This is a genomic window from Streptomyces sp. W16, from assembly GCF_033194735.1.
Lineage (GTDB): Bacteria > Actinomycetota > Actinomycetes > Streptomycetales > Streptomycetaceae > Streptomyces.
This window is the reverse complement of the sequence record NZ_JAWOAI010000581.1, coordinates 1-5,711: the sequence shown is the minus strand read 5'-3', so window position 1 is coordinate 5,711 and position 5,711 is coordinate 1. Positions and strand designations below refer to the sequence as shown.

At 66.9% G+C, this 5,711-nt stretch carries 3 protein-coding genes and 1 pseudogene; all 4 read left to right on the top strand.

Annotation, left to right across the window (positions count from 1 at the left end):
• The coding region (locus R6V09_RS44350) for a DUF721 domain-containing protein (protein ID WP_317887156.1) at positions 1 to 377 on the top strand (377 nt) is incomplete at its 5' end.
• A 329-nt stretch (positions 378 to 706) separates the two neighbouring features.
• Positions 707 to 2,791: a DNA topoisomerase (ATP-hydrolyzing) subunit B gene (gene gyrB, locus R6V09_RS44345; protein ID WP_317887155.1), complete on the top strand. Its 2,085-nt coding sequence runs from the start codon at positions 707 to 709 to the stop codon at positions 2,789 to 2,791.
• A gap of 42 nt (positions 2,792 to 2,833) precedes the next feature.
• Positions 2,834 to 5,425: a DNA gyrase subunit A gene (gene gyrA / locus R6V09_RS44340; protein WP_317887154.1), complete on the top strand. Its 2,592-nt coding sequence runs from the start codon at positions 2,834 to 2,836 to the stop codon at positions 5,423 to 5,425.
• A gap of 18 nt (positions 5,426 to 5,443) precedes the next feature.
• Positions 5,444 to 5,711, top strand: a pseudogene (locus R6V09_RS44335) (DUF3566 domain-containing protein); the annotation flags it as partial.

Sequence of the window (5,711 nt, the reverse complement as noted above, 5' to 3'; positions counted from 1 at the left end):
CGCGCGCCGACGGCCGCGACCCGATGGCACTCGGCGCTGCGATCAACCGGCTGCTGAACGAACGCGGTTGGGAGACACCGGCCGCGGTGGGCGGTGTGATGGGCCGCTGGCCGCAGATCGTCGGCGAGGACCTGGCCAAGCACTGCGTACCGGAGAAGTACGACGAGGACGAGCGGGTGCTGGTCGTGCAGTGCGACTCCACGGCCTGGGCGACCCAGCTGCGGCACCTCACACCCACCCTGGTGGCCAGGCTCAACGAGGACCTGGGGCACGGCACCGTACGGATGATCAAGGTGCTCAACCCCGGCGGACCGCCCCGCCGCTACGGCCCGCTGCGGGCTCCTGGCAGCACGGGTCCCGGCGACACCTATGGGTGACTGACATCACAGCGCGCGCCCGGGCGGGCGACCGGACGCGGTTGCGAATACCGACCTGACCCCGGAGTAGCAAAGGGTTCATACCCGGAAGCGCTGAGTGCCGCTGTAAGCCTCTTTGAGCCCCGTTCCGCATATGGGGAGTCGGGAGAGACCGGTTGAGGGCGGCACATGAGGACTCAGGTACCGGCAAACCCCCATCACTGTCGGCGCTACCGGTAGACTGGAAGCAATCCCGCCCCACTTGTGGGACACACACCGAGCAACGCTGACTAAGGCTTACCAACGCAACACGCCGCAGCCGCTCCGGCCAACCGCCGGGAGCCTGGCTTGTGCTGTGCCAGAAAGGGCGCTTCGTGGCCGATTCCGGCAACCCCAACGAGAACATCCCGTCCACCGACGCCGGCGCCGACGGCGGGGCTCACTCCTCGAACGGCGAGGTCACCGCCTCGTACGACGCCAGCGCGATCACCGTCCTCGAAGGGCTGGACGCGGTCCGCAAGCGACCCGGTATGTACATCGGCTCGACCGGTGAGCGAGGCCTGCACCACCTGGTGCAGGAGGTCGTCGACAACTCCGTCGACGAGGCGCTGGCCGGCCACGCGGACACGATCGACGTCACGATCCTGCACGACGGCGGCGTACGCGTCATCGACAACGGCCGCGGCATCCCGGTGGGCATCGTCCCCTCCGAGGGCAAGCCCGCTGTCGAGGTCGTACTGACCGTGCTGCACGCGGGCGGCAAGTTCGGTGGCGGCGGCTACGCGGTCTCCGGCGGTCTGCACGGAGTGGGCGTCTCCGTCGTGAACGCCCTGTCGAGCAGGGTCTCCGTCGAGGTCAGGACCGACGGCCACCGCTGGACGCAGGACTACAAGCTGGGCGTCCCCACCGCCCCGCTCGCGCAGCACGAGGCCACGGACGAGACCGGCACCTCGGTCACCTTCTGGGCCGACCCGGACATCTTCGAGACCACCGAGTACTCCTTCGAGACGCTGTCGCGGCGCTTCCAGGAGATGGCGTTCCTCAACAAGGGTTTGACGATCAAACTCACTGACGAACGCGAGCTGGCGAAGGCCACGGCCGGTGCCGACGAGGCGGGTGCGGACGAGAAGGACGAGGTCAAGACCGTCACGTACCACTACGAGGGCGGCATCGTCGACTACGTGACGTACCTCAACTCCCGCAAGGGAGACGTGGTGCACCCGACCGTCATCGACCTGGAGGCGGAGGACAAGGACAAGAGCCTGTCCCTTGAGGTCGCGATGCAGTGGAACAGTGGTTACAGCGAGGGTGTGTACTCCTTCGCCAACATCATCCACACGCATGAGGGCGGCACGCACGAAGAGGGCTTCCGGGCCGCGCTGACGTCGCTGATCAACAAGTACGCGCGCGACAAGAAGCTGCTCCGCGAGAAGGACGACAACCTCACGGGTGACGACATCCGCGAGGGTCTGACCGCGATCATCTCGGTGAAGCTGGCCGAGCCGCAGTTCGAGGGGCAGACGAAGACCAAGCTCGGCAACACCGAAGCGAAGACCTTCGTACAGAAGGCGGTCTACGAGCACCTGAACGACTGGCTGGACCGCAACCCGAACGAGGCCTCGGACATCATCCGCAAGGGCATCCAGGCGGCCACCGCGCGCGTGGCGGCCCGCAAGGCCCGTGACCTCACCCGTCGCAAGGGTCTCCTGGAGACCGCGTCCCTGCCGGGCAAGCTGTCCGACTGCCAGTCGAACGACCCCACCAAGTGCGAGATCTTCATCGTCGAGGGTGACTCCGCCGGCGGCTCGGCCAAGTCCGGCCGTAACCCGCAGTACCAGGCGATCCTCCCGATCCGAGGAAAGATCCTCAACGTCGAGAAGGCCAGGATCGACAAGATCCTGCAGAACCAGGAGATCCAGGCACTGATCTCCGCCTTCGGCACCGGAGTCCACGAGGACTTCGACATCGCCAGGCTGCGCTATCACAAGATCATCCTGATGGCGGACGCCGACGTCGACGGTCAGCACATCAGCACTCTGCTGCTGACCTTCCTGTTCCGCTTCATGCGGCCCCTGGTCGAGGCCGGGCACGTGTTCCTGTCGCGCCCCCCGCTGTACAAGATCAAGTGGGGCCGCGACGACTTCGAGTACGCGTACTCGGACCGGGAGCGCGACGCCCTGATCGAGCTGGGCCGGCAGAACGGCAAGCGCATCAAGGAAGACTCGATCCAGCGCTTCAAGGGTCTCGGCGAGATGAACGCCGAGGAGCTGCGCATCACGACGATGGACCAGGAGCACCGCGTCCTCGGCCAGGTCACCCTGGACGACGCCGCGCAGGCCGACGACCTGTTCTCGGTCCTCATGGGCGAGGACGTCGAGGCGCGCCGCCAGTTCATCCAGCGCAACGCCAAGGACGTCCGCTTCCTCGACATCTGAGTCGGTCTCAGCTGACCGCATCAGGAAGGATCTTCACCAGCAATGGCCGACGAGAACACTCCCAGTACGCCTGAAGAGGGCGTCATCACCCAGCGCGTCGAGCCCGTAGGGCTTGAGACGGAGATGCAGCGCTCGTACCTCGACTACGCGATGTCCGTCATCGTGTCGCGAGCCCTGCCCGACGTCCGTGACGGCCTCAAGCCCGTCCACCGCCGCGTCCTGTACGCCATGTACGACGGCGGCTACCGGCCCGAGAAGGGCTTCTACAAGTGCGCCCGTGTCGTCGGCGACGTCATGGGCAACTACCACCCGCACGGCGACTCCTCGATCTACGACGCGCTGGTCCGCCTCGCGCAGCCGTGGTCGATGCGGATGCCGCTGGTGGACTCGAACGGCAACTTCGGTTCTCCGGGCAACGACCCCGCCGCCGCCATGCGCTACACCGAGTGCAAGTTGGCGCCGCTGTCCATGGAGATGGTCCGTGACATCGACGAGGAGACCGTCGACTTCACGGACAACTACGACGGCCGCTCCCAGGAGCCGACCGTCCTGCCGGCCCGCTTCCCGAACCTGCTGATCAACGGCTCGGCGGGCATCGCGGTCGGCATGGCCACCAACATCCCGCCGCACAACCTCCGTGAGGTCGCGGCGGGCGCCCAGTGGTGCCTGGAGAACCCCGAGGCCTCCCACGAGGAGCTGCTGGACGCGCTGATCGAGCGCATCAAGGGCCCCGACTTCCCGACCGGCGCCCTCGTCGTCGGCCGCAAGGGCATCGAAGAGGCGTACCGCACCGGGCGCGGCTCGATCACCATGCGCGCGGTCGTCGAGGTCGAGGAGATCCAGAACCGCCAGTGCCTGGTGGTCACGGAACTGCCTTACCAGACCAACCCGGACAACCTCGCGCAGAAGATCGCCGACCTGGTGAAGGACGGCAAGGTCGGCGGCATCGCGGACGTCCGCGACGAGACGTCGTCCCGTACCGGCCAGCGCCTCGTCATCGTCCTCAAGAGGGACGCGGTCGCCAAGGTCGTACTGAACAACCTCTACAAGCACACCGATCTGCAGTCGAACTTCAGCGCCAACATGCTGGCCCTGGTCGACGGTGTGCCGAGGACCCTCTCCCTGGACGCGTTCATCCGGCACTGGGTGGCGCACCAGATCGAGGTCATCGTCCGCCGGACGAAGTTCCGGCTGCGCAAGGCCGAGGAGCGGGCGCACATCCTGCGCGGCCTCCTGAAGGCCCTGGACGCCATCGACGAGGTCATCGCGCTGATCCGGCGCAGCGACACCGTCGACATCGCCCGCACGGGCCTGATGGCCCTCCTGGAGATCGACGAGATCCAGGCGAACGCCATCCTGGAGATGCAGCTGCGTCGACTGGCCGCCCTGGAGCGCCAGAAGATCATCCAGGAGCACGACGAACTCCAGGCGAAGATCGCCGAGTACAACGCGATCCTGGCCTCCCCGGTCCGCCAGCGCGGCATCGTCAGCGAGGAACTCGCCGCGATCGTCGAGAAGTTCGGCGACGACCGCAAGACAATGCTGGTGCCCTTCGACGGTGACATGTCCATCGAGGACCTCATCGCCGAAGAGGACATCGTCGTCACCATCTCGCGCGGCGGCTACGTCAAGCGCACCAAGGCCGACGACTACCGCTCCCAGAAGCGCGGCGGCAAGGGCGTACGCGGCACGAAGCTCAAGGAAGACGACATCGTCGACCACTTCTTCGTGTCGACCACCCACCACTGGCTGCTGTTCTTCACCAACAAGGGCCGCGTCTACCGCGCGAAGGCGTACGAACTCCCGGACGCCGGCCGCGACGCGCGCGGGCAGCACGTGGCGAACCTGCTCGCCTTCCAGCCGGACGAGGCGATCGCGGAGATCCTCGCGATCCGCGACTACGAAGCGGCTCCCTACCTGGTCCTCGCGACCAAGGGAGGCTTGGTGAAGAAGACGCCTCTGAAGGATTACGATTCGCCCCGTTCCGGCGGTGTCATCGCGATCAACCTCCGTGAGACGGAGGACGGTTCCGACGACGAACTGATCGGCGCCGAACTCGTCTCGTCCGAGGACGATCTGCTGCTGATCAGCAAGAAGGCACAGTCGATCAGGTTCACCGCGACGGACGACGCCCTGCGCCCCATGGGGCGTGCCACCTCCGGTGTCAAGGGCATGAGTTTCCGCGAGGGCGACCAGCTTCTCTCGATGAATGTTGTTCGACCCGGTACGTTCGTGTTCACTGCCACAGACGGCGGGTACGCGAAGCGGACCGCCGTCGACGAGTACCGCGTCCAGGGTCGCGGCGGCCTCGGTATCAAGGCCGCCAAGATCGTCGAGGACCGTGGTTCCCTCGTCGGCGCGCTGGTGGTCGAGGAGAGCGACGAGATCCTCGCCATCACGCTGTCCGGCGGTGTGATTCGTACGCGAGTCAACGAGGTCAGGGAGACGGGCCGTGACACCATGGGCGTCCAACTGATCAACCTGGGCAAGCGCGATGCCGTCGTCGGTATCGCTCGTAACGCCGAGGCGGGATCCGAGGCGGAGGAAGTCGTCGGCGACGAAGCCGTCGACGAGACCGCCGAGGGTGTCGCGACCACCGGCACGGACGAGGGTGACGCACCCTCGGACGAGTAGCACGAGGAGAGAGTCATCGTGAGCGGAGCCACGGGCGCCGGATCGACCGGTACGGACACGGACGGCGGCGGCCGTGGCTCCGCCGCGAACGCGACAGATCCGCACACGACCCAACTGCGTGCGATCGACGCGAAGAAGACGGACTCGCACGCGCCCGACTCGCATGGATCCCAGGGGGGAACTGTGACGGACACCCGAGGTCCGCAGACCCAGCAGCAGCAGTCGGCGGGGGCGGGACCGGCCGCGGCCGGAGCGAAGGCTCCGGCCCAGCCGGCTGCCCCGACCG

What these genes read in the sequence shown, in the direction of transcription:
- gyrA (WP_317887154.1), top strand. Translation starts at nt 2,834, where the DNA reads ATGGCCGACGAGAACACTCCCAGTACGCCTGAAGAGGGCGTCATCACC.